This window comes from Rathayibacter sp. AY1B4, from assembly GCF_002932815.1.
Classification (GTDB): domain Bacteria; phylum Actinomycetota; class Actinomycetes; order Actinomycetales; family Microbacteriaceae; genus Rathayibacter.
On record NZ_PSWN01000019.1, the window covers coordinates 50,579 to 70,292 of the forward strand.

The following is a 19,714-nucleotide window of genomic DNA, read 5'->3' on the forward strand; positions in this document are numbered from 1 at the left end:
GGACCGACGCGACCCCTCCTCCCCGGGGGTCGGCGCCAGGGTCGAGCAGTGGAGGAGGAGGGCACGGCATCGCAGGCGTCCCAGCCGCCGAGAGGCGGCTCGCGAGGGCATCGCGATCCTCATCGAGGCCGACGGGACCACTCCCGTGAGCGCCGCACCGCCCGCCCCCTCCTCCACCACTCCGCTCCGACGCCAGAAGGACTCCCTGACGTGATCGACATCCTCCCGCGACGACTCCTCGTCGGCGCGCTCTTCTCGGTCGCCCTGGTGATCGTCCTCGGGATGGGGTACATCTTCTCGACCCGGGAGCCGGCCACCGGCCTCCTGGTGATCGCCGCCGGAGTCGGCGGCATCGTCGGCGCCTACGTTCTGCTGCGGGTCCCCGCGCACTGGCTGCCGGCGATGGCGCTCGCGTTCTTCGCGCTCGTCCCGACGCCGCTCACCCCCTCGACCCTGACATTCCGCATGACGCTCTGGGCGGTCATCCTCGTGATCTGGGCGATCCGGCGCGGGCTCGCTCCCGAGCTGTGGCGCGCCCCCGTCAAGGCGTGGACCCGCGAGCTCGTGCTCTCCCCGTGGCGGGCCGTGGTGATCCTCGCGTTCATCGCCCTCATGCTCTGGTCGGCCGTGGCGACGGTGCGCGGCTCCTTCGCGAGCGAGGGCGTCTCGTGGCTGTTCAGCTTCGCGATCTGCGTGGGCGTGCCGATGCTCGTCTTCGACGCCCAGCGCGAGGCCGTGCTGCTGCGCAAGACGTGGGTGATCCTCTCCGGGCTGCTCGCCCTCTACGCCGCCCTCGAGCTGGTCGCGCAGAGCTCCCCGATCCTCGGTGCCGTCTACGGCGCCCTCGGCTACGAGCAGGACCAGCACTGGTCGCTCTACCGCGCCGAGATCACCTTCGGACACCCGCTGCTCGCCGGCACCTTCCTCACCGTGGGCGCCGGGCTCGCCTTCGGCTCCTGGCTCCAGGGCTCCCGCAAGTCGGACCTGCTGCTGGGCATCCTGGCCTCGGGCGGTGTCGTCGCGACCGTCTCGCGCGGACCGATGGCGGCCATCGCCGTCGCGGTCGTCGTCGCGCTCGTCGCCGTCGGCTTCCTCAACCCGGACCGCTCGCTGCTCCGGCCCGGCTCGATCCTGATCGCCGGCCTCATCGCGGGCGTCGGAGTCCTGAACTTCGAGCCCGTCACCGCCCGCAACAACAACCTCGACGCCTCCATCTCGGCCGGCGCCCGCGACCTCGCGGTGACCGTGTCGCTGAAGGCGGCCGAGCTCACGCACTGGCTCGGCTCCGGAGCGGCGACGTCCGGCATCAGCGGCAGGCGGTTCTCGGACGTGGTCATCGAGAACTCGTTCCTGCAGCTGCTGATCAGCGTCGGCATCCCCGGCCTGCTGTTCTTCGTGATCATGGTGGCCGCGATGTTCGGCGCCACGCTCAGCCGTCGCGACGTCGGCCCCGCGGCCGGCCTGCTCGGCTTCATGGTCTGCCTCGCCGGCTACAACGCCATCGACGCGGTCCGCCCCAGCCACCTGCTCCTGGGCTTCCTCGTCATCATCTGCCTGAACCCGGTGCACGTCCCCGACTTCTCGAAGGGCATCCGGATGCGCCAGCCTCTCGGGGCGCGGATCTTCGACGCGCCGATGGCCGTCGGGATGCGGGGCGACCGGTGAGCCGCCGCTCCCGCAGGAACGACTCGTCGCCGGCCGCGCTCGTCGTCCAGCAGTCGCTCGCGCCGCCGGACTCGACCACGCAGTACGTCGACTCGATCGTCGACGGCCTCGCGCCCGGCGTCGAGCTGCTGTTCTTCTCCTGGCGCAGCGCCCTGCTCGCCGACTACGACGTGCTGCACGTGCACTGGCCCGAGCTGATGATCCGCGGCCGCAGCCCGCTGCACCGCTTCCTGCGCCGCCGCGCCCTCGACGTGCTGCTGGTGCGCCTCGCACTCCAGCGCATCCCGCTCGTGCGCACGGTGCACAACCTGCACCCGCACGAGCTCGGTCCCGCCGCCGAGCGCCGCTCGCTGGCCCGGATCGACCGCGCGACCGACCTGTTCGTCCGCCTGAACCCCACGACCGTCACTCCCGGCCGGGCGCCCGCCGTCACCGTGCTGCACGGCCACTACCGCGACCAGTTCGCCCAGCACCCGCTGCCCGAGCGCGAGCACGGCCGCGTCCTCTACTTCGGCATCATCCGCCCGTACAAGGGCGTCGTCGAGCTGATGGACGTGTTCCGCGGCGTGGAGGACGACTCCCTCTCCCTGCACGTGGTCGGCAGCCCCAGCACGGGCCAGCGCGAGCTGGTCGAGGAGCGGGCCGCCCGCGACTCCCGGGTGCGCACCACGCTCCGCCGGGTCGACGACGCCGAGATGGTCGACGAGATCGGCCGGGCCGAGCTGATCGTCCTGCCCTACCGCGAGATGCACAACTCCGGCTCGATCCTGGTCGCCCTCTCGCTCGGCCGGCCGATCCTGGTGCCGCGCACGCCCACCAACACGGCCCTGGCCGAGGAGGTCGGCAGCGACTGGGTGATCGAGTACGACGGCGATCTCACGCCCGAGCTGATCACCTCCGCCCTCGAGCGCACGCGCACCCGTCCGCCGGAGGGGCTCCCCGCCCTCTCCGGGCGCGACTGGGACGTGCTCGGACTCCAGCTCAAGAAGGCCTACGAGGGCGCGATCGCCACCAAGAAGGGCTCGACCCGATGACCGGGACCACGCAGAAGCCGTCCCCGAGCCTCGGCCGCTCGGCGAGCCGCGGCGCCGCCGTCACCATCGGTGGGCAGGCGATCCGCATCGCCGTCCAGCTGGGCAGCATCGTCGTCCTCGCGCGCCTGCTCGCGCCGGCCGACTACGGCCTGCTCGCGATGGTCACGGCGATCATCGGCATCGGCGAGATCTTCCGCGACTTCGGCCTCTCCTCCGCCGCCATCCAGGCGAAGGAGATCACACCGGGCCAGAAGAGCAACCTGTTCTGGATGAACGCGGGCATCGGCCTCACCCTCACCCTGCTGGTCATCGCGGCCTCGTGGCCGATCGCCGCCCTCTACGGCGACGACCGGCTCCAGCTGCTGACCGTCGTGCTCTCCTCGACGTTCCTCCTCAACGGGATCTCGACGCAGTTCCGCGCCGACCTCGCCCGGCACCTCCGCTTCGTGAAGCTCACCCTGGTCGACATCGTCGGCCAGGTGCTGGGCCTCGTGGTCGGCGTGCTGATGGCGCTCGGCGGCGCCGGCTACTGGGCGCTGGCCGCGAGCCAGGTCGTGCAGCCGCTCATCGGCGTGCTGATGCTGGTCTTCATCACGGGCTGGCGTCCCGGCCGCTACCGCCGCGGCGAGGCGATGGGCCACTTCCTCCGCTACGGAGGCGGGGTCTTCGCCACCCAGGCGCTGACCTACGCGAGCAAGAACGTCGACTCCGTCATCATCGGCGCGCGCTTCGGCCCGGTCGACCTGGGCCTCTACAACCGCGCGTTCCAGCTGATGATGCTGCCGCTGCAGCAGCTCAACGCCCCGGCGCAGCGCGTCGCCCTGCCCGTGCTCTCCAAGCTGCAGGACGAGCGCGAGCGGTTCCGCACGTTCATCCTCTTCGGCCAGTCGGCGATGCTGACGGTGATGGGCCTCGTGCTCGCCGTCCTCGGCTCCCAGTCCGACTCGGTCATCCGGATCCTGCTGGGGGAGCGCTGGCTCGCCTCGGTCCCGATCTTCCAGATCCTGCTCGTGGCCGGGTTCTTCCAGGCCACCGCGTACTGCTCCTGGTGGGTGTTCCTCTCCAAGGGCCTCGTGCGCCAGAGCGTCTGGTACAGCCTGGCGACCCGCCCGCTGATGGTCGTCCTGATCCTGCTCGGCTCCAACTGGGGAGTGACGGGCGTCGCGGTCGCGTACGCCGGCTCGCTCGCCCTCACCTGGCCGATCGCGCTGATCTGGATCGGCCGCACCTCCGACGCCCCCGCCCGCGAGATGTTCACCAACGGCCTCCGCAGCGGCATCGCGTTCGGCTCGATCACGGTCGGCTCCTACTTCTCCACCGTCTGGATCGCCGCCGACCAGCCCGTCCTCCGCCTCCTCGTGGGCGGTGCCGCCGTCCTGGTCGGGGTCGGGCTCTGGATGCTGATCCTCCCCGCGTTCCGCCGCCAGATCCTCGGCCTCGCCGACCTGCGCCGCCACTTCCGCCGCAGCCGCCCGGCCGCCGCTCCCGCCCCGGCCACGGTCGACGCCACCAGCCCCACCGGTGACAGCGCGCTGGTCGACGGAGCCGTCACGGCCGGCACCCCCGACTCCGAGCGGCCTCCCGCCGCCGTTCCCCCCACCGAAAGAGATCGATGAAACTCAAGCTCGGCGTCGTCAAGTCCTGGAAGAAGGACTTCGTCACGACGACCCGCCTGCCCGCCCGCCGCGACGCGGCGGTGCTCCGCGCCGCCCTCGCGGACCTCCGACCCGAGCCCGAGTCGCACCTCGTGATCGCCGCTCCCGGCAGCGGCAACATCGGCGACCAGGCGATGCTGGAGGCGTTCCTCGAGAACACCACCGGTCCTGTCGTGGTCGTCCAGCGCTACGCCGGCGACGTCGTGATCCCCGAGGAGCAGGCCGACCGGGTCGAGGTCGTCGAGCTCCCGCACCTGGTCTACGGAGTGGGCGACGCGCACGCCGCCGACCTCCGCGCCTACGCCGCGCTGATCCGCCGCGCCCGCTCGGTCTCGGTCGTCGGCGCCGACATGATGGACGGCAAGTACAGCCTCCGCGGCTCGGTCCGCCGCTCCCTGCTCGCGCAGGCGGCCGCCGAGGCAGGGGTGCCCACGCGCATCCTCGGCTTCTCCTGGAACGCGGCGGCCCGCCTCGCCGCCCGCCGCTCCCTGATCGCCGCCTCCCGCGCCGGCGTCGTCCCGATGCTCCGCGATCCGCTCTCGGCGGAGCGCGCCCGGAGCATCGGCGTGCAGCGCGTCGAGGAGGTCACGGACATCGTCTTCTCGGCGCGCACCCGCGACCGCAGCTTCCGCGAGGGGCTGGGACTGCCCGAGGGCGTCCCCTTCGCGCTCGTGAACGCGAGCGCCCTCGTCGCCGGCATGGTCGACCAGGTGCCGGAGTACGAGCGCATCGTCGACCGCCTCCGCGCCGCCGGCGTGCACGTCGTGCTCCTCCCGCACGTCTCCCGCCCCATCGGCGACGACAAGGTGGCCGTCCGCGCGGTCGCCGAGCGCGTGGGATCCGAGGGCGTCACCGTCGTCGACCGCGTGCTCATGCCCGCCGAGATCCGCGGCCTCGCCGAGGACGCCCTGCTGACCGTCACCGGCCGCATGCACCTCGCGATCATGTCGCTCTCGCTCGGCGTCCCCGCGATCACCCTCGCCACCCAGGGCAAGGTCGAAGGCATCATGCGCCTCATCGGCCTGCCGCAGCTGTGCGTCGAGCCGGTCCCCGGCTTCGCCGACCGCGTCCTCCCGGTGATCGACCGCATCCTCGCCGAGCCGGGCGATGGCGGCGTGCGCGCCACCATCGACGCGGCCATGCCCGAGGTGCGCCGCCTCTCGGCGCTCAACACCCGCGGCCTCGGCGCGGAGGTCGTGCGATGAGCGCGGCGCAGGAGAAGGGATCGCGCATGCGGATCATGTTCGTCGTCACGTCGCTGCACGGCGGCGGGGCCGAGTTCGTCGCCCGCACCTGGATGGGCTGGCTCCTCGAGCAGGGCCACCACGTCGACGTGGTCACCACCTCGGTGAAGGGCACCGACGAGTACCTCCCCGAGGGCGCGGTGCTGCACCGCATCGGCGAGGGCAAGGGCCACGTCGGCAAGGCGCGGATGCTCAAGGAGCTGTTCCGCCGCCGCACCCCCGACGTCGCGGTCGCCCTGCAGGGCTACCCGAACATCGTGCTCCTGGCGTCGGCCGAGATGACCGCGAATGCGGACCGCCCGAAGACCATCGTGAGCGAGCGCAACCTCGTCTCGCTCGGCATCCCGGGCTTCTCGAGGACGCAGAAGGTGCAGCTCGGGCTCGCCAAGACGCTCTACCGCCGCGCCGACCACGTCATCGCGATCTCGCACCCCGTCGCGGGCGAGCTCGTCGCCGGCTTCGGCGTCTCGGGCGAGCGCTGCACCGTCGTGCCGAACCCGGCGACCGCCAAGGTCGACCGCTCCCGCCAGGTCTCGCGCACCCCCGGCACTGCGGCGGGCCTGCAGATCGTGCTGCCCTGCCGCCTCGTCGTCCAGAAGCGCCCCGAGCTCGCGATCCTCGCGGCCGAGGAGCTGGAGCGCCGCGGCATCCCCGCGAAGGTCGTCTCCTTCGGCGGCGGCCCGCTGCTCGGCAGCATGAAGGCGGAGGCTACCGCGCGCGGCGTGGACTTCCAGGACATGGGCTGGGTCGAGGACTGGTTCCACCACTTCGACGAGAACGCCGTCGTGCTGCTCCCGTCGCTGCGCGAGGGCTTCGGCAACGTGCTGGTCGAGGCGGCCGCCGCCGGCGTCCCCTCGGTCGCCGTGTCCGGGGCGCTCGGAGTCGCGGACGCGATCGTCCCCGGCCTGACCGGCGAGCTCGCCCTCACCCCCTCCGCCTCCGACCTCGCCGACGCGCTGATCCGCGCGAGCGAGCTCGAGATCACCGGCATCGACCGCTGGCTCGACCGCTTCTCGCTGGAGTCGAGCGGCCGCGACCTCGAGACGGTGCTCCGCCGGGTCGTGGGGCAGAAGTGACCCTCGTCTCGGTGGTGGTCCCGGCGCACCAGGAGGAGGCGCACCTCGCCTCCGCCCTGGAGCGCCTGCTGCGGCAGACCCACGCCGAGCTCGAGATCCTCGTGGTCGACGACGCCTCGACAGACGGGACGGAGGCGATCGGCCGCGCGTTCGCCGAGGAGCACGAGCGGATCCGCTACCTCCGCCAGGACGAGAACCAGGGCGTCGCCGCCGCTCGCGAGCGCGCTGTCGGCGAGGCCGCCGGCGAATGGGTCTGGCTGGTCGACGCCGACGACGAGTGGCCGGAGACCGCGGTCGAGGCCATGCTCACCGCGGGGGAGGCGGGCCGCGCCGACGTGGTGGTCGCCCAGGCGGTCACGGTCGACGCCACCGGATCCACGCCCGTCGGCTCCCTGCGCGGCCCGCTCGCGCTCTCGGGCCGGGGCGCCTTCACCGCGCTCCTGGTCGGGGAGCTGACCGGGCACCTCTGGAACAAGCTGTTCCGCCGCGAGCTGTTCGACGGCATCGACTTCACGCGGATCCGCCAGCACTCGGACCAGGCGCAGGTCGCGCAGCTGCTCGCCGCGGCCGACGAGGTCGTCGTCGTCCCCGACTCCGTCTACGAGTACCGCCTCCGCTCCGGCTCGATCATCCGCTCGGGCGCGAAGCGCGCCGACTCGCTCGCCGGGCTCGCCGCCGTGATCGAGCGGACGGCCCGCGGGCTCGACCCGCGCATCCTCGACTCGCAGGACTACTCCTACTACCGCGCGCGCTTCTCCCTGCTCTCCCGCTTCAAGGACGCCACTTCGGGCGCGCACAGCCCCGAGGAGGCCGACCGGCTCTGGCGGGCCGCGCACGACGAGGCGGGACTCCGGCACCTGGTCGCGCTCGTGCGCCGGCGCGACCTCAAGCGCTCCGTCCTCTTCGGGCTCGCCGCCGCGGCGCCCGCGCTCTACCGTGCGGCGATGAGCGCCGGGAACGGACGCCGGTGACCGTCGTCTCCATGGTGAGCGGAGAGGCCGGAGTGCGCTTTCCGGCAATCGAGTCCTCGTCACTATTCCGTCGAATGTGCGGCGCGGACGATACACCCTTAGTCTTGATCCTCGGTCGCATTCTGCGACCGAGCCTGCGTCCTTCTCTGAGCCTTGTTCACCTCGGATGGAATTCACGAGCGGTACGACCGGGCACAAGGGGGAGAGAATGAAGCTGCTGAAGCCTGCGGGCGGGGCCCGACGCGAATGGGTGGATTTCGCCAAGGGTGCCGCCATCCTGATGGTCGTGTACTACCACACGTCGTTGTACCTCGGTGACATCGGGGTCGAGAACACTCTCGGCCGCATCAAGGTCGTGTTCGAGCTGTTCCCGATGCCCCTCTTCTTCCTGGTGTCCGGTCTCTTCGGCTCGCGCATCCGCACCTGGAGCTTCGGCGACCTCTGGCGCCGCAGGCTGTACCCACTGCTCTGGCTCTACGTGGTCTGGTCCGTGATCCGCATGGCCTTCTACCTGGTCGTGCCGCTCGCGAACGGCGGACTCGGCGAGCTCCCCGCGACCGACCCGCTCAACCTGCTCCTGCTGTTCTTCTGGCCCAGCAGCAGCTACTGGTTCATCTACGGCCTCGTCCTCTTCACGCTCGGCGCGTGGCTCCTGCGCAAGGTCGACCACCGCGTGCAGGTCGCCCTCGCCGCGGTGATGGGGACGATGTTCACCACCGGTCTCCTCAACACGACCAACGTGGGCTGGAACCGCATCGGCGCCCTGTTCGTCTTCTTCCTGGTGGGCACGCTCTACTCGAAGAGGATCATCGACTTCGTCGAGCAGAAGGGGAGCCGCGCGTTCCTCTACGTCACTCCGGTCTTCGTCGTGCTGAGCGCGGTGCTCTTCCTCTTCCCGATCCGCTGGGTGCCGTTCCTCGCCCTCGCCGGCCAGATGGCCGCCGTCGCGATGGGCATCCTCGTGTCGCGGGCCCTCTCCCGAGTGCGATTCCTGAACTTCTTCACGATCTGCGGCGAGCGCAGCCTGCACATCTACCTGCTGCACCTCTACTTCATCGTGATCGCCATCACGATCCTGCGGGTGATCCTCCCCGAGGACCGCTCCGAGATCGGCGGCTTCGAGGTGCCGCTGCTGCTGGTCGTGATGGTGCTCGCGGTCGTCCTCTCGCTCTTCGTGACCCGCTACCTCTCGAAGGTCAAGTGGATCTACGTCCCCCCGGCCGCCCTCGGCGGCCCCGGCAAGCGGCGCAAGCCCGTGCCCGTCCCTGCGCGCGGCCCCGGAGTCGTCTCCGATCCCGCCGCGGTCCCGGCCGATGAGCCCGGCACCTCCCCCAGTCACGAGAAGAAGAGAGCGGAGTCCCACGAGTGAAGACGACACGAGCACGCAGAGCCGGAGTCCTGGCGGCCGTCGTGGCCGTCGCCCTCGGGCTGGCCGGCTGCTCCTCGCAGCCCGAGCCCGTCCGCACGCCCGACGGCTTCACGACGGAGAAGGCGATCGAGTACCGCTCGGTCGACGGCGTCTCGCTGAAGGCCGACGCCTGCCTCCCCACCGCGGGCGGCACCGACCGCCCCGCGCTGCTGATGCTGCACGGCGGAGGGTTCGTCGACGGCGCCCGCGACGAGGGCGGGATGACCGAGCTCTGCGAGTACTACGCCGAGCGCGGCTTCGTCTCGGTCTCCGTCGACTACCGCCTCCTCCAGGACAGCCGGTACCCCGGCCAGATCGAGGACGCGCAGGCCGCCGTGGAGTGGCTGCGCGAGCCCGCGCAGGTCACGCGCTTCGGCCTCGACCCCGCCCGCATCGGCGTGATGGGCAGCTCCGCCGGAGCGATCATCGGAGCGACCATGGGCACGCTCGGCGAGGGCTCCCTCTCCGAGGGCTCGCGGGTCAAGACGGTCGTCGCCTTCTCGGCGGTCGCCGACATGACCGAGACCGGGATGTCGCTGGGCACGCCGGTGCCCGAGGCGAAGGAGCAGATCCTCTCCTACCTGGACTGCGACGAGATCGACTCGACGACCTGCCCGCAGAGCATCCCCGCGTCGCCGATCACCTCGGTCGACTCCACGGACGCCCCGCAGATCTGGCTGACCTCCGAGGACGAGCTCGTCCCGGTCGAGCAGGCCGACGCGATGCAGGTCGCCCTGCAGGACGCCGGAGTGGCGTCCGAGGTCGGCGTGGACGGCTCCGGCCACCACGGGCTCCAGAACAACACCCCGAACAACAAGAAGGCGATCCTCGCCTTCCTGCAGGCCCACCTCTGATCCACCGCTCCCGCGCGAAACCTCGCGGCCGGTTCCGCGCAACGCGGACGACACATCACGACGCTACAGTCAGACCCCCTGCACTCCGGTGCAGTCGACGAAAGGGACACCACACACCATGACCTTGAACGGACTGTTCGCCGGCATCGGCCGGAGGTGGGTCTACATCGTCGCCTTCGCTCTGCTCGGCGCCGTGGCGGCCCTGGTACTCAACGCCGTCCTCCTCCCGCAGTACAAGGCGGACGCACGCGTGTACGTCGCGGTCTCCTCGTCCGGAGTCCTCTCGACCGCGGACCGGGTCGCGGCCAACAGCGCCGCCTCCCAGGCCACGGTCACCTCCGTCGCCCTCGGCACCTCGGACACCGTCCTGCAGGGCGTCATCGACGGCCTCGGCATCGACGAGCCCATCGAGGACTTCGCCAAGCGCGTGACCGTCCTCGCCGAGCCGGAGTCCGTGGTCATCACGATCTCGGCCACCGACCCCTCGCCCGAGCAGGCCGCGGTCATCGCCAACGCGGTCGCCGCCCAGCTCGACGCGGCCGTGAAGGGCGCCGACCCGACGACCACCACGAACGGCGTCGCCGTCCCGCAGATCCAGCTCCAGGTGCTCAGCCAGGCGCTCCCGCCGGAGCTGCCGGTCACCGGTGGCATCCTCGTCCTGCTCGCGCTCGGCATCCTCGGCGGCGCCGTGGTCGGCGTGGGAGTGGCGATCGTGATGACCGCCCTCGACCGCCGCCTCCGCAGCGGCGACGACGTCCGCTCCGCGATCGACCGGCCGCTGCTGGGCATCGTCCCGGTCAAGGCCACCAAGCTCGACGAGATGCTGAACTCGACCGAGATCCCGGCCCGCTACTCGGCCGTCGCGTTCGAGCTCTCCGCCATCGCGCGCACCCGCTCGTACTCCTCCTTCGCGATCGCCCCGGCGTCCGAGAAGACCCCGCACACCGCCAGCGCGGTGCTGCTCGCCAAGGCGCTGGCCGTGCTCGGCTCGTCCGTCGTGATCGTGGACGGCACCGCCGAGGGCTCGGCTCTCGCTTCCGCCTCGGGCGGACGCCCGGGCCTGCGCGAGGTGCTCGCCGGAGCCGCCTCGCTCGACGACGCGATCATCAAGCGCTCGACCGACCGCGTCGACCTGCTCCCCGCGGGCGGCGCCCAGGCCGGCACGCCGATGCCGACCGACGCCCTCCGCGCGCTGGTCGAGGAGCTCGAGAAGGTCTACGACATCGTCCTGATCGTCACCGGCACTCTCGGCGCGACCGAGCAGTCGCCGACCTTCCGCGGCGTGGCCGACGGCGCCGTCCTCGTCCTGATCGAGGGCAAGGTCGACTCGCCCCAGGCCGCCGCCGATGTCCACTGGATCGAGACCGCCGGCACCCCCGTGGTCGGCGCGGTCGTCCTGGCCCGCCACAAGCTGCAGAAGGCCCCCGCGATCGTCTGATCGCGTCCTCGCACGCTGCGGAGAGCGCACCCCGGCCCCGGCCGCGGTGCGCTCTTCCGCGTCCGGGGACTGCGCGGTGCCCGCCCGCGCGGTGCCCGCCCGCGCGGTGCCCACCCGGGCCTGGCTGCCCTCTCTCCGGGCTCAGCCGGCCTCTCCGACGTCTGGCCGTCCCCCGCGAGCCCGCTGACCCAGCGAGCCCGCTCACCCCGCGAGCCCGCGGAAGTCGCGGTACTCGCGCGCGAGCACGCCGACCTCTGCGGACGCAGGAGGAGGCAGCGCCTCCGTCCGGAGCCCGCGGGCACTCCGGGGCCCGGCCGGTCCCTCCGGCCCTCCAGCCTCTCCAGCGCCCGCCGTGCCGGACCAGGCCCCTCTCCGGCTCCCGCGAGCCCGCTCGCCCCGCGTGCCCGCAGAAGTCGCGGTACTCGCGCGCGACTCCGCCCACTTCCGCGGACTCGACAGGAGGCGGCGTCGCCGTCCGGGCCCGCCCGACTCCCCGGGACCTGCCCGGCCCGTCCAGCCCTCTCCAGCGCCCGCCGTGGCCGGACCAGGTGCCTCACCGGCTCCCGGGAGCCCGCTCACCCCGCGAGTCCGCAGAAGCCGCCGTACTCGCGCGACTCCGCCGGCTCCCGCCTGGTCGGCGGGAGGCGGGCACACGCAGAACCGCCGCCGTCGAGGGGACGACGGCGGCGGTTCTGTGCGCGGGCAGCGGATCAGGTCACGGCGTGCAGGCCACGTTCCCGATCAGGTCCTTCCCGGAGTTGGAGCAGCTCAGCGTGTTGCCGCTGGTGGACCAGTTGGACGGCTGGTGGAGGTAGACCACCGCGTTGCTGGTCTTCAGCGCGAGGTTCCCGCTGATCGTGTTGTCGTTGCCCGAGCCGTCGGCGCGGGTGATCACCTGGTAGCCGTAGGTGGTGGTGCCTGCGGCGGAGTTGCCCGCGGCCAGCCAGCCGTTGCCCGAGACGAGGATCAGCGAGACCACGTCCGAGGCGAGCCGCGATCCGCCGACGACCGTGTTCCCGATGATGTCGCCGTCGAGGGTGCCCTCCTTGGCCTCGATCGGCTCGGCGCCGGTGTCGCTGATCGTGTTGTCCACGACGGCGATGCGGGCCGTGCGGTCCGGGTCGCAGTCGTTGTACTCGCACCAGTTGCGGTCGGAGGTGCCGACGTAGACGCCCTCGCCGTACTTGGCGGAGACGATGCCGGTGCGGCGGATGGTGCTGCCGACGATCAGGGAGTCGGTGGTCTGGTTGCGGAAGTGAACCGCCTCGTAGCCGATCTCGCTCACCGTCAGGCCGGCCATCTGGACGCCCTTGCTGGCGAGCACCTGGATGCCCTGGAAGGAGCTGCGGACCGAGAAGCCCACGAGGTGGACGTCGCTCACCGTGTTCAGGATGAGCGCGGTACCGCTCGAGGTGGATCCGGAGGTGAGGACCGCGTTGGGCGAGCCGCAGATCCAGATCGACCCGGGCTGGGCGGCGGTGCCGCGGAGGGCGAACTTGCCGGTGTAGACGCCGTCGGCCAGGCGGATGACGTCGCCGGAGGAGGGGTTGGTCAGGGCCGTGACGAGCTGCGCCGAGGTCGACACCGTCTTGGTGGCGGCGGGGCAGTCGAAGGCCGCGAGCAGCGAGGCGCGGGAGGCGAGGATGTCGGCCGAGGTGGTGGCCGACTCCTTCAGCCGCGAGTCGCGGCCGGCGTCGTCGGTCGCCGTGACGGTGTACGTGTAGGCGCGTCCCGCCTCGGCGGTCTCGTCGCGGTACTGGCGCACCGGGTCGGCGACGGTGCCGACGACCGTGTCGCCGGAGCCGTCCTCGTTCGAGCGGTGCACGTCGTACGAGACGACCCGCGAGCTGAAGGGCGCGTCCCAGGCGACGGTGTAGCCGTCGGTCAGGGGGGAGAGCTCCACGGCGTCGGTCGCGAGGCCGTCCTCGGCGAGGACGAACGCGTCGATGATCAGGTTCTTGTCGGTCGACTTGGAGTTCTTCGTCCCCGTGTAGGAGATGGTCACGGTGTGCGTGCCCTCGGCGAGGTCGGTCGTCTCGTAGACCGGCACCTGGTACTGCGCGGTCGAGCTGTAGCGGTCGACCTTGGTGACGGGTCCGCCGTCGACCGAGACCGCGGCGATGCCGGAGGAGGAGGTCTTCCGGCTGATCCAGCGCCACGACGTGCCGACGAAGGTGAACTTCACCGATCCGGCGGAGGTCAGGTACTTCATCCCGCCGCCGCTGTCGCCGCCCGCCATCGATCTCCACGAGCCGGTGTACTGCAGCGCGGGGTCGGTCTCCTGCACGAGGAGGCTGGTCGCTCCGGAGGGATCGAGCACGGGGCCGTCGTCCTCGCCGCCGCCGGTCTCGTCGGTCGGCTCCTCGGTGGCGGGAGTCGCGCGGGTGATGTCGAACGCGTCGATGACGAGGTTCTTGTCGCTCGCGGAGCTGTTGGCCTTGCCGCTCCAGGCGATCTTGACCGTGTGGACGGTGTCGGCGAGGTCCTTCTTCGTGAACACCGGGACCTGGTACGCCGTGGTCTTCGTGTACCGGTCGACCGAGGTGCTCGCGCCGTCGACCGTGACGGTGGCGATGCCGGCGGAGGCGGTGGTGCGGCTGACCCAGCTGAAGCCGGTGCCGCGGAAGCTGAACGAGACGGAGCCGGTGCTGTTGAGGAACTTGATCCCGCCGCCGCTGTCGCCGCCCGTCATCGTGCGCCACGAGCCGCTGTAGGTCAGCGAGGAGTTCGTCTCCTGGATCCGGGTGCTCTGCCCGGCGCCCGGGTCGAGAGTGGCCGCGGAGGCGGCGGGCGCCGTGAGGGGGGCGACCAGGATGCCGAGAGCGGCGATCAGAGCGGTGGTGAGGGAGAGGCGTGCGCGTCGTCGGCGAGGGCGGGTCGGGTCTGGCGTCGTCTGAGGATTCACGATCGGCTCCGGGTCTTCGAGGGGGCGTCGGGGGCGGTTCGAGGGGGCTGCTCAAGGGGGTGGTGCTGGTCCTCCCGACGCTATAGACGGGCCTTGCGACTGACGGCTGGATGAGACGGATTCAGGTTGTAGTGCCCCATTCGGGCGTGGTGGTCGGGCTTGTATCAGCGATTCCGCTGAAGGACTGGCGAACCGCCGCGCATGCGTGTACGCGGAACGGTCACACGCGCTGTCGACGACGGATCGGAGGGCGGATGTCGGATCGGGAGGAGACTCCGGGAATGCCCGTCCGCGGAATGGACGAGGGGGAGTGCTGCTCGGTCGAGGAACGGCGACCCTATCCGGCGACTCTGGACACGGCCCCGGGCCGGGCCGCTGGGCGAGAGAATTGACCGGGCGTTCACCGGGCCGACCCCGCGCCGAAACACTGCGATGATGGGCTGTCCACTGGTGATCGCCGTCGCACCCGCGTCGCGGATCACCCGCCGCGGGCCGAGCGGCGGTCCCGACGAGAGGGAGGACGCGATGGACACGGCCACGACCGCGACCGGCGACCGCCCGTCCACCCCGCCGTCCCGGGAGCGCCCGAGACGCCACCGGAGCCGCGCTCGCACCGTGATCGGACGGCTCCTGCTCGTCCCCCTCGTGGTGCTCGCCCTCTTCGGCGCCGGGATCCCGCTCTACGTCACGCCCCCGATCGACCCGATCCCCGAGCAGGCGGACGCGGTCTTCGTGCTCGGCCCGTCCACGAGGGCGCGCGTCGAGTTCGCCCGCCGGATCATCACCTCCGGAGCGACGGACACGATGGTGCTCTCGGTCGGCCCCGGCGAGATGAACGCTCCCTACGAGGCCAAGAAGTACAAGAAGTGCAACGAGCCCGGCGGCGACGTCCTCTGCTACTCCGCCGACCCGCTCACGACCCAGGGAGAGGCCCGGCAGCTGCGCGACATGGCCGAGCAGTACGGCTGGGACCACGTCATCGTGATCACCAACGCCTCCCACCTCGTGCGCGCCGAGATGATCATCGAGCGCTGCTACTCCGGCGAGCTCTCGATGGTGCCCTCGGGCGAGCCGATGGGCCTGGACTACCTGGTGAACCAGTACGTCTACCAGACCGGCGCGTTCCTCAAGGCCTTCCTGGTCACCAACGGCTGTTGACGCGAGCACTCCTCCTCGAGCCGCCGAGCCCGCCTGCGCTAGTCTGCCCGGGGCGCCATCGGCCCCGAGCCCGCTCCTGCGGAGCCCGGCCGGCCCGGCCCACGACGGCAGCGCGGCAGGAGGATCGACCGGGGAGACCCGCGACGCTCCCCGCTCCGCACCGGTCACCCCCACGCGAACCCCTCCGAAAGGCCCGCCCGTGACACCTGCCCGATCGATCTTCGCCGTCGGCCGCGGCCAGTACGAGAACATCGGCGACATCATCCTGCGCCGCCAGCTCCTCGACTGGCTCCGCGAGGCGGGTCCGCTCCACGTCTACGTGGGCCACTCGCCGTGGGGCTACGACGACGGCCTGCGCCTGGGCCCGGACGACACGGTGTACCGCTCGCTCCTGCGCTGGTACGCGGCGCTCGCCCGCGAGGCCCTCGCCGGCCGGGCGAACTCGGTGTTCAAGCCGGGAGAGATCCAGCTGACCCTGATCGGGATGAAGGAGCACCTCGTGATGCTCCCGGGCATCGCCCTGGTGCGCCTCGGCGGCGGCCGCGTGATCCGCGCCGGCGTGGGCACCCGCAACTTCGCCCCGCTGCCCCGCGCGATCATGTGGCCCTCGATGGCGCTCTCGAGCTACACCCGCTGGCGCGACGACAAGACGGCCGGCTACATGCGCGTCGGCGCCGCCATGCCCGACCTCGGCTACGGCGAGGGCTCGAGCGACGCGGAGCTGACCGCGTTCGCCGCGCAGCCCGACGAGGAGCGGCGCGTGCTGGTCCTCTCCCTCCGCGAGGACCACGAGGTGGACGCCCGCCCCTACCCCGAGCAGGAGTGGCTGGCCGCGATCAAGGGCTTCGCCGAGCGCGAGGACCTCGACATCGTCGTCGTCACGCAGGTCGCCGTCGACGCCGAGCGCTCCCGCCGTCTCGCGGCCGACCTCGACGCGGACATCCTCGACTGGGATCCGGCGCACACCCACGACGAGCACGAGATCCTGCTGCGCGAGCTCTACCGCACGGCCCGCGTCGCGATGAGCGACCGGCTGCACGTGATCATCATGGCGTTCACCGAGGGCGCGGCCCCGGTGAGCCTGCAGATGGACGGATCGACGAAGGCCTCGCGCCACTTCGAGACCATCGGGATCCACGACGTCACCGTCGACATGTCCCGGACGACCCCGGCCGCCGGCGTCGAGACCTTCTCCGCCGTGGTCGCCCGCCGGAGCGAGCTGCTCGAGAAGCTGCTCGTCGCCCGCGGACGCCTCCGCGGCGTCCGCGACGACATCCAGGCGCTGCTCGCCGTGCCGCCCCGCAGCCGCCCGGCCGCCGCGGCAGCCCCTGCCGGCCCGAAGACGCGGGTGTACCACGTCGGCCGCAGTGGAGAGGTCCCCGGAGGCATGACGCAGGTCGTCAACGGGTACCTGCGCTGGCCGTTCGAGCGCTCGGACGTCCGGGTGATCTCCTCCCGCACCGCTCCGGGCGAGCACGTCGCCGCGGCCCGCCTGGCCGCCGGCGCCGCCGCCCGCATCGTCGCGATCGCGCGCCGCGAGCCCGGCGCCGTGATCGTCGTCCACCTCTCGGAGCGCGGCTCGTTCCTCCGCGAGGGGTCCCTCCTCCGCCTCGCGCACCGCCTGGGCCTGCGCACGGTCGCCCACCTGCACGGCAGCGAGTTCGCCGCCTTCACCGCCGCGCACCCGCGCCTGGTGAAGGACGTGCTGCGCAGCGCGGACGAGATCATCTCGCTCTCGGAGGAGACCTCGGCGATCTGCCGCCGCTACGTCCCCGCCGACCGCGTGCACCTCGTGCCCAACGCGCTCGAGCAGGGCACCCCGCGCGAGAAGACCCGCACCGTCGTCTTCGGCGGCGTCGTCAGCCACCGCAAGGGCGTCGACGTGCTGCAGAAGGCGTGGGCGGAGGTCGAGGGCAAGGAGGGCTGGCGCCTGCTGGTCGCCGGTCCGATCCGCGAGCCGGAGGTCGTCGACCGCGGCGTCCCGGGGATCGAGTTCCTCGGCTCGCTCGAGAACGCCCGCCTGCTCGCCCTGCTCGACGAGGCGTCCATCGCCGTCCTGCCCTCGCGCGACGAGGCGATGCCGATCTTCATCCTCGAAGCCCTCGCCCGCGACGCCGCCGTCGTCTCGACCGCGGTCGGCGGCATCCCCGAGGTCCTCGGCGACGGCTGCGGCCGCGTGGTCGCGCCCGGAGACGTGGAGGGCCTCGCCGCCGCGCTGACCGAGCTCATCACCGACGAGGACGCCCGTGCCGAGGTCGTCGAGAAGGCCGGGGCGCGCTTCCGCGAGCGCTTCTCCGCCGACGCCGTGTTCCCGCGGGTCGAGGAGGTCTGGCTCGGCTGAGCCGCCTGCGACTTCGCCCCGGATCGCGCCCCGGGCCCCGCTCCGGGCCTGGGCGGAGCCGCAGGAGCGTAAAATCGGTGGAGTCCGCGTCGCCGTGCCGTCGCGCGCCCATCCGTCCGCTCCCGGACGCCTTCTCCCTCCATCCCAGAGAGGCTCGACCGTGGCCATCGCCGCCGACTCCGACCGCCGCCTGTGGACCCTGCCCCTCGCGCGCGCCGTGATCGCGGCGGTCGCCGGCTGCGTCGTCACCTTCTCGCCCGACCACGGGCCAGCCTTCGGCCTCGCCGTCTTCGGCGGCTTCGCGATCGCGACCGGCGCCGTCTCGCTCGCCCTCGGGCTCCGCAGCTGGAGCGGCCGGGCCCGCCCGCTCGCCCTCGGCTCCGCGGTGCTCACCCTGGTCGCCGGAGTCGCGGCGCTCGTCGCGCTCCCGGTCGCCAACCTGCTCTCCTTCGTCGCCCTCGTCGCCGGCTGGGCGCTGCTCTCCGGCTTCCTCGAGTTCTCGAGCGGCCGCCGCGGTCAGGGCCTCGCCGCCCGCGACTCCGTGATCGTCGGCATCGGCACGATGCTCCTCGGCGCCGCCTTCGGACTCCTCCCGCCCCACCCCGTCGTCACCGTCGGCCTCCTCGGCGCCTACGCCGTGATGGTCGCCGTCTTCCTCGCCATCGCGGCGTTCTCGCTCAAATGGGCCGCCGGCGCCGACGCAGCCACCGGACACGATCCCGTCGCCCCCACGACACCGACCTCCGGAGGAGACCGATGACCGCCGAAGGCCAGCAGCCCGACCCCGCCTCTCCCGCCGACCGCGCCTCGGCGGCCGACTCCGCCCCGGCGCGCGACCCCGGCGAGTTCACGCCCCGCACGTTCCAGCCGACCCGCAAGGACCGCCTGCGCCCGCTCGAGCTCATCGGCTTCTCCGCGGTGATGGCGGCCTTCGTCGGCCTCGTCGTCATGCTCTCGACCCGCGAGCCTGTCGTCGCGCTCATCTCGTTCGGCGTCGCCTTCATCGTCGTGCTCGTCGCGATCGCCATGTTCTCGCTGACCTTCAAGCCGGACGAGGCCGAAATCGCGGACATCGACGAGCAGGACTCCGCTCACTAGGTGAGGGACGGCTCCGCCGCTCCCAGTCGACCGGGAGCACGCCGCGCGGGCGGATAGACCCTTCCGCCGCGCATGCTGATGGAGCAGCCCGGAGGGCGTCTCGAGATCCCGCCTGCGCACGCGGGCGCCGCTTCCGCGTCGGTGGTCGCGCGTAGCGTGCGGAGGGTGGCGGAGGCGATCGGGCGGTGGTGGCAGAGGCGGCGGTTCTCGCGCGGCGCCGACGTCCCCTACGCGGTCGGCACCTACCGGGAGGCCTGGGCGTCCTACCCCGTCCTGGTGCGGCAGTACCGGCCCGAGTACAACGAGGGCATCGTGCTCAGCCAGATCCCGCCCGCGGCCGACGTGTACCTGTGCTGGCTCTGCGACGCCGGACACGTCTTCGTCGCCACTCCCGAGGAGCAGCGCCACCGTCCCGGCCGGGAGCGGCGCCGCTCCTCCTGGTGCCCCGACTGCGCCGAGCTCGCCTCGCCGCGCCTGCCCCGGGCCGCGCCGATGATCGGCGGCCGGCTCGCCGAGGTGCTCGCGCCGACGGCCGCCCCCGACGACGGCTCCTTCGTCCTCCTGGCGCCGCCCGCCGTGATCGCGCGGGGGCTCCCGATGTCCGCGTCGCCCACCGGCCGCGGGTCCGCGTCACCCGCCGACCCGAGCGGATCCGCGCCCGCCGCGTCGCCGACTCCTCCGTCCGCTCGATCGAGTCCTCCAGCTGCCGCCGCTCCGGCCGCGCGCCCGCCCGCTCCTCCCGCCTCCGCCGTTCCGGCCGCGGTCCCGTCCGCCGGTCGGCCTCCTCGCGGTGCCCGACGTGCTCGAGTCCGTGACGGCCGGTGGAGTCGTACTCGATCGCGACGCGCAGCTCGCCGAGCACCAGGT

At 72.3% G+C, this 19,714-nt stretch carries 14 protein-coding genes and 1 pseudogene; 14 read left to right on the forward strand and 1 reads right to left on the reverse strand.

The window, feature by feature from the left end; genetic code table 11:
- Positions 1–210 precede the first annotated feature (210 nt).
- From C5D66_RS12630 to C5D66_RS12670, 9 genes are all read left to right on the forward strand, one after another.
- Positions 211–1,665 carry an O-antigen ligase gene (locus tag C5D66_RS12630; protein ID WP_104249974.1) on the forward strand — a complete coding sequence of 485 codons (1,455 nt, stop codon included), beginning with the start codon at positions 211–213 and terminating at the stop codon, positions 1,663–1,665.
- Entirely contained in the window at positions 1,662–2,699 is a 1,038-nt protein-coding gene (locus tag C5D66_RS12635) for a glycosyltransferase (RefSeq protein WP_104255866.1), read from the forward strand. The genes C5D66_RS12630 and C5D66_RS12635 overlap by 4 nt, the downstream gene beginning before the upstream one ends.
- The gene (locus tag C5D66_RS12640) at positions 2,696–4,315 is read left to right on the forward strand and encodes a lipopolysaccharide biosynthesis protein (RefSeq protein ID WP_104255867.1); all 1,620 of its coding nucleotides are present in this window, start codon (positions 2,696–2,698) and stop codon (positions 4,313–4,315) included. Before C5D66_RS12635 ends, C5D66_RS12640 begins: the two co-directional genes overlap by 4 nt.
- On the forward strand, positions 4,312–5,559 hold the full coding sequence (locus C5D66_RS12645) for a polysaccharide pyruvyl transferase family protein (RefSeq protein ID WP_104233543.1): 1,248 nt from the start codon (positions 4,312–4,314) through the stop codon (positions 5,557–5,559). The genes C5D66_RS12640 and C5D66_RS12645 overlap by 4 nt, the downstream gene beginning before the upstream one ends.
- Positions 5,556–6,674 carry a glycosyltransferase gene (locus C5D66_RS12650; protein WP_104255868.1) on the forward strand — a complete coding sequence of 373 codons (1,119 nt, stop codon included), beginning with the start codon at positions 5,556–5,558 and terminating at the stop codon, positions 6,672–6,674. The genes C5D66_RS12645 and C5D66_RS12650 overlap by 4 nt, the downstream gene beginning before the upstream one ends.
- Positions 6,671–7,645, forward strand: coding sequence for a glycosyltransferase family 2 protein (locus tag C5D66_RS17220; protein ID WP_104260674.1), 975 nt, complete (start codon positions 6,671–6,673; stop codon positions 7,643–7,645). Before C5D66_RS12650 ends, C5D66_RS17220 begins: the two co-directional genes overlap by 4 nt.
- 208 nt (positions 7,646–7,853) lie before the next feature.
- Complete coding sequence (locus tag C5D66_RS12660) at positions 7,854–9,014, forward strand: acyltransferase family protein (protein ID WP_159940775.1); 1,161 nt, start codon at positions 7,854–7,856, stop codon at positions 9,012–9,014.
- Positions 9,011–9,907, forward strand: coding sequence for an alpha/beta hydrolase (locus C5D66_RS12665; protein WP_104274124.1), 897 nt, complete (start codon positions 9,011–9,013; stop codon positions 9,905–9,907). Before C5D66_RS12660 ends, C5D66_RS12665 begins: the two co-directional genes overlap by 4 nt.
- A gap of 118 nt (positions 9,908–10,025) precedes the next feature.
- Complete coding sequence (locus C5D66_RS12670) at positions 10,026–11,345, forward strand: Wzz/FepE/Etk N-terminal domain-containing protein (RefSeq protein WP_104255871.1); 1,320 nt, start codon at positions 10,026–10,028, stop codon at positions 11,343–11,345.
- A 715-nt stretch (positions 11,346–12,060) separates the two neighbouring features.
- Here the strand turns inward: C5D66_RS12670 and C5D66_RS12675 are convergent.
- A complete protein-coding gene (locus tag C5D66_RS12675) occupies positions 12,061–14,250 on the reverse strand; it encodes a hypothetical protein (protein WP_104255872.1) in 2,190 nt (729 codons plus the stop codon).
- A gap of 435 nt (positions 14,251–14,685) precedes the next feature.
- Between C5D66_RS12675 and C5D66_RS12680 the strand changes: the two genes are divergently transcribed.
- From C5D66_RS12680 to C5D66_RS17520, 5 genes and pseudogenes are all read left to right on the forward strand, one after another.
- On the forward strand, positions 14,686–15,408 hold the full coding sequence (locus tag C5D66_RS12680) for a YdcF family protein (RefSeq protein ID WP_181028741.1): 723 nt from the start codon (positions 14,686–14,688) through the stop codon (positions 15,406–15,408).
- Positions 15,409–15,607: 199 nt separating this feature from the next.
- Positions 15,608–17,749, forward strand: a complete 2,142-nt coding sequence (locus C5D66_RS12685) for a glycosyltransferase (protein WP_104255874.1) — start codon at positions 15,608–15,610, stop codon at positions 17,747–17,749.
- 160 nt (positions 17,750–17,909) lie between these two features.
- Positions 17,910–18,509: a DUF308 domain-containing protein gene (locus C5D66_RS12690; RefSeq protein WP_104255875.1), complete on the forward strand. Its 600-nt coding sequence runs from the start codon at positions 17,910–17,912 to the stop codon at positions 18,507–18,509.
- Positions 18,506–18,847 (forward strand): hypothetical protein, encoded by a 342-nt coding sequence (locus tag C5D66_RS17515; protein ID WP_258059918.1) that lies wholly within the window; start codon positions 18,506–18,508, stop codon positions 18,845–18,847. The genes C5D66_RS12690 and C5D66_RS17515 overlap by 4 nt, the downstream gene beginning before the upstream one ends.
- Positions 18,848–19,012: 165 nt before the next feature.
- Positions 19,013–19,714 (forward strand): annotated as a pseudogene (locus tag C5D66_RS17520) (hypothetical protein); the annotation flags it as partial.

Coding starts and splice junctions, on each gene's coding strand:
- C5D66_RS12640 (WP_104255867.1), top strand. CDS start 2,696: ATGACCGGGACCACGCAGAAGCCGTCCCCGAGCCTCGGCCGCTCGGCG.
- C5D66_RS12645 (WP_104233543.1), top strand. CDS start 4,312: ATGAAACTCAAGCTCGGCGTCGTCAAGTCCTGGAAGAAGGACTTCGTC.
- C5D66_RS12650 (WP_104255868.1), top strand. CDS start 5,556: ATGAGCGCGGCGCAGGAGAAGGGATCGCGCATGCGGATCATGTTCGTC.
- C5D66_RS12660 (WP_159940775.1), top strand. CDS start 7,854: ATGAAGCTGCTGAAGCCTGCGGGCGGGGCCCGACGCGAATGGGTGGAT.
- C5D66_RS12670 (WP_104255871.1), top strand. CDS start 10,026: ATGACCTTGAACGGACTGTTCGCCGGCATCGGCCGGAGGTGGGTCTAC.
- C5D66_RS12680 (WP_181028741.1), top strand. CDS start 14,686: ATGGGCTGTCCACTGGTGATCGCCGTCGCACCCGCGTCGCGGATCACC.
- C5D66_RS17515 (WP_258059918.1), top strand. CDS start 18,506: ATGACCGCCGAAGGCCAGCAGCCCGACCCCGCCTCTCCCGCCGACCGC.